Raw genomic sequence first — 2,973 nt, 5'->3', positions numbered from 1 at the left:
CAGCTGTGCCGGCCCATCGAAATGCTGGGCAAGGTGGCATTGGTCAGGACGTTCTCGAGCAGCGAAAAATAGGGCGGCCAGTGCTTGAACCGTTTGGGCACATAGCGAACGACCTCGTAGGGGATCCCTCGCTGGGCCATCCAGGCGGCGATCATCGCCTGATACTCGTAGGTTTCCGGCTTTTCAGTGCCGGTGTCAGCGGTCAGGACGAGATCAGGTAAGGAGCCGCGCGCCTCGAGCTCGACAAGAATAGCCGTGCTGTCGACGCCGACGCCATAAGCAAGCACCGTCGGGCCACGCCGGGAAAAATCAATGCGATCGATGATGCGCTGAGCTGCAGGATCGCTCATGCATGCCTCCGTGGTAGAATGGGATGCGAGGGGCGCCTGGAGATGTTGGCCAGACGCCGCCTTGGTGCGTCAGCGAGTCAGGCAACCAGAGCCATGGGTTCTGCCGCAGGGGTCAAGGTCAGCTCTCGCCGCAATCTTGCGGCAAACCGTGCCGGGTCGAGCAGATTGATGAGCGGTGCCCGCCGGTCGCGATCACCCCAATGGTCATCCCGGCCTCGGACCCGGCAGTAGGTCACTTCCTCGCCGGGAAACACGATATCGAGCGACAGGCGGACCCTGAGCTCGTCCCCGTGGAGAATGATTTCACCCGACTGCGCCAGCGTACCGCGCCTCGCGGTGAGGGTGTATCCCGAGTCCGGCAATCCCAGCGCATCCGCGAGGGCGCGGAGCGCCACCCGCCCCTCTCGATGGAAGGCCCGTTTCGCGGCCTCGTCATTCGCCACCCCACGATAGGCGAGCGTCGGCAGAGCTGGGACAAGGCGCAACCGATCGATCGCGGCCTCGCACTGTTCCTGCAGGGCATCGATATCCGGAGCAGAGGCGCAGACCGAGTGGAAGTGCCGCACCAGCAGGATAACGGCAGGATCGCTTTCAATAGCGCAACCCGCATTGCGGGCGTCGGTGATCGCGGCCTGCACCGCGTGCAACGTGGCTGGAATTGTGGTGAGCGCGCTCGGGTCGAGCGCCTGCTGAAAGCGGTAGGCGACGTCATAGGTCATCGGGCATCTCCGGCTTCAAGCTCCCATCGAGCTCGACCGGCCTCTTCCCCCTCCCCTTTTTCCCCGACGCGCCGGTGCGTTGCCATCGCCGCTGGGGTTGCCCTTGAAACGACACGTGGAGCCGCCATAAATTTGTTTCGTTCGCGCGGCGGTGCCGCTCGCTGAACCCGTCGCCGGAGATCGAGAGAATGGAGTTTGAAGAGTTAGGGTCCAGGGCAGAGCTGGCCGAACTGGAGGCCGAGCTTAATCGCGAGCGCTGCCAGCCCGATAGCAAGGTGGCGATATGCGACCTTGGTGCGTCAGACGACCTAAATCCACGGTACTTCGTCGCGCGGATCGACGGAAGGCATGCCGGCGGAGCGACCTTCACTCAGACTGATGACGGGGGTTGCGAGCTTCACAAGCTTTACGTCCATCCGGCGTTTCGCCAGCGCGGCGTGGGCGCGGCGCTGGCCGAAAAGGTAATGAAGATCGCCTCCGAGCTGAACTATCCGGAAATCGACATCGAGATGTCAGGCGACAGTCTCGAATTCTGGGATCGATGGGTTGGAGAGCGGCCTTTTGAATATCACGGCACCCGTCAATTCTCGGTGATCCTGAAACCCGGTGGACCCTCAACGGAGGGTTGACCGGTCAGCTTTGTTCACGTTACGTTCAATTCGAACGGAGTGATTCCCATGAAAGCTACGATCTTCCACGACCATTTCGACCTTGATGTAACCCTGCGGGATGCTTCGCTGGATCCCCACACGCGCCCGACCCGCCGCATGATCGCCGGAGCCTCGCTTGGCATGTGTGTCGAAGACGCATATTTCTCGGTTCGGGAGCTGCGTGAGGCCGTCCAGTGGGTGCATGAAGGCGAGATTGCTGGGAAGAAGCGTCTGGCCGCCATTTTGGGGAACGATGGTGCCGACGATTTTCAGCGCTGCATCTACTACTGCCTGGCCGGACGCGGCGTCGTCGCCATGCTGGACGATCTGATGTGGCTCGAGGATTTGCTGGAACGGCGAGGCCGGGTTGCCGGCAAGCTGATGCGGGCAAAGGGTCGCGCCATGCCGCTGATCGATCCTTATGTGTCCAAGGAGCCCGACGGACCCGTCGGCCGAATTGACGCCGATTTCAGGCAGGGCCCGTCCTGGTATCTGGACCCTTCCCTCGCCGACTGACCCGCGCTTCGCATGACAGGCGTTCGCCGCGGCGCCACTTTGCCGGCTCGATCCATCGACCGGCATGCATGCCCGCTTCGGCTTTTTTCGCCGTTGCGAACGCCCGCTGGTATCGCGTGGCACGATCGGGGTCGCTCTTCAGATACTGTACGGCCGGGACGGCGAGCCCGGCCGCAATCAGCCGCTCCCCCAGATCGACGCCCGAAACCTCGACTGTCGCCACCCGGCGCCGATAGGTCCGCCCACTGGCGAGGGTGATGCGCACCTCCTGGTCACGAAGCGCACGGGCCAAATAGTCCTGAGCCGCCTTGCCACACGGCCACCACCCCTGATCGTTCGCGCAAAGCTGGCGCTTCTCGGGCGCATCGAGGCCAAGCAGGCGAAAATCGACGGAGAGTGTATCGCCGTCAATCGCGCGCGCCGCAGCTGCGAAACTGGCTTGGTCGGCCGTCCCCTGCGTCGGCTGCGAGCAGCATCCGATGAGAAAGAGCGGCAACAACAAGGCTAGACGCACAGCAGGACCTCGACTTCATCGTGGCTCGAGGCCTCGGCGGCGGCACGATAGGGCTGGATTGGATTTCCAGTGCGTATGATGCAGGCGCGCTGGCCGGAGATAAAGATCCTGTGCGCAACCCGCTCTGCATGTGCCCGGCTGCACAGCAAGGCGCGCTTGGCAGAGAGCGATGGATCCGGGTTTGAAACAGACATGGGCGGCCTTTCGGTTGAAGATGCCGTAGT

At 62.9% G+C, this 2,973-nt stretch carries 4 protein-coding genes and 1 pseudogene; 2 read left to right on the top strand and 3 right to left on the bottom strand.

The annotated features are described in order from the left end of the window. Nucleotides 1-350: pseudogene (locus tag BGP17_RS20425) on the bottom strand (hypothetical protein); the annotation flags it as partial. 77 nt (nucleotides 351-427) lie between these two features. Beyond that, complete coding sequence (locus tag BGP17_RS20420) at nucleotides 428-1,069, bottom strand: hypothetical protein (RefSeq protein ID WP_017501047.1); 642 nt, start codon at nucleotides 1,067-1,069, stop codon at nucleotides 428-430. Nucleotides 1,070-1,257: 188 nt separating this feature from the next. Between BGP17_RS20420 and BGP17_RS20415 the strand changes: the two genes are divergently transcribed. Together BGP17_RS20415 and BGP17_RS20410 are read left to right on the top strand one after the other, a co-directional pair. Beyond that, nucleotides 1,258-1,698 carry a GNAT family N-acetyltransferase gene (locus BGP17_RS20415; RefSeq protein ID WP_017501046.1) on the top strand — a complete coding sequence of 147 codons (441 nt, stop codon included), beginning with the start codon at nucleotides 1,258-1,260 and terminating at the stop codon, nucleotides 1,696-1,698. Nucleotides 1,699-1,746: 48 nt separating this feature from the next. Continuing rightward, nucleotides 1,747-2,235, top strand: a complete 489-nt coding sequence (locus BGP17_RS20410; protein WP_017501045.1) for a hypothetical protein — start codon at nucleotides 1,747-1,749, stop codon at nucleotides 2,233-2,235. Here the strand turns inward: BGP17_RS20410 and BGP17_RS20405 are convergent. After that, nucleotides 2,189-2,731: a thermonuclease family protein gene (locus BGP17_RS20405; protein WP_228167508.1), complete on the bottom strand. Its 543-nt coding sequence runs from the start codon at nucleotides 2,729-2,731 to the stop codon at nucleotides 2,189-2,191. The genes BGP17_RS20410 and BGP17_RS20405 overlap by 47 nt on opposite strands. Between the last annotated feature and the right edge of the window lie 242 nt (nucleotides 2,732-2,973).

This window comes from Sphingomonas sp. 67-41, from assembly GCF_001899725.1.
Classification (GTDB): Bacteria; Pseudomonadota; Alphaproteobacteria; order Sphingomonadales; family Sphingomonadaceae; genus Sphingomonas; species Sphingomonas leidyi.
Note: the sequence above shows the minus strand (reverse complement) of the source record. Positions and strands in the feature narration are given on the sequence as shown.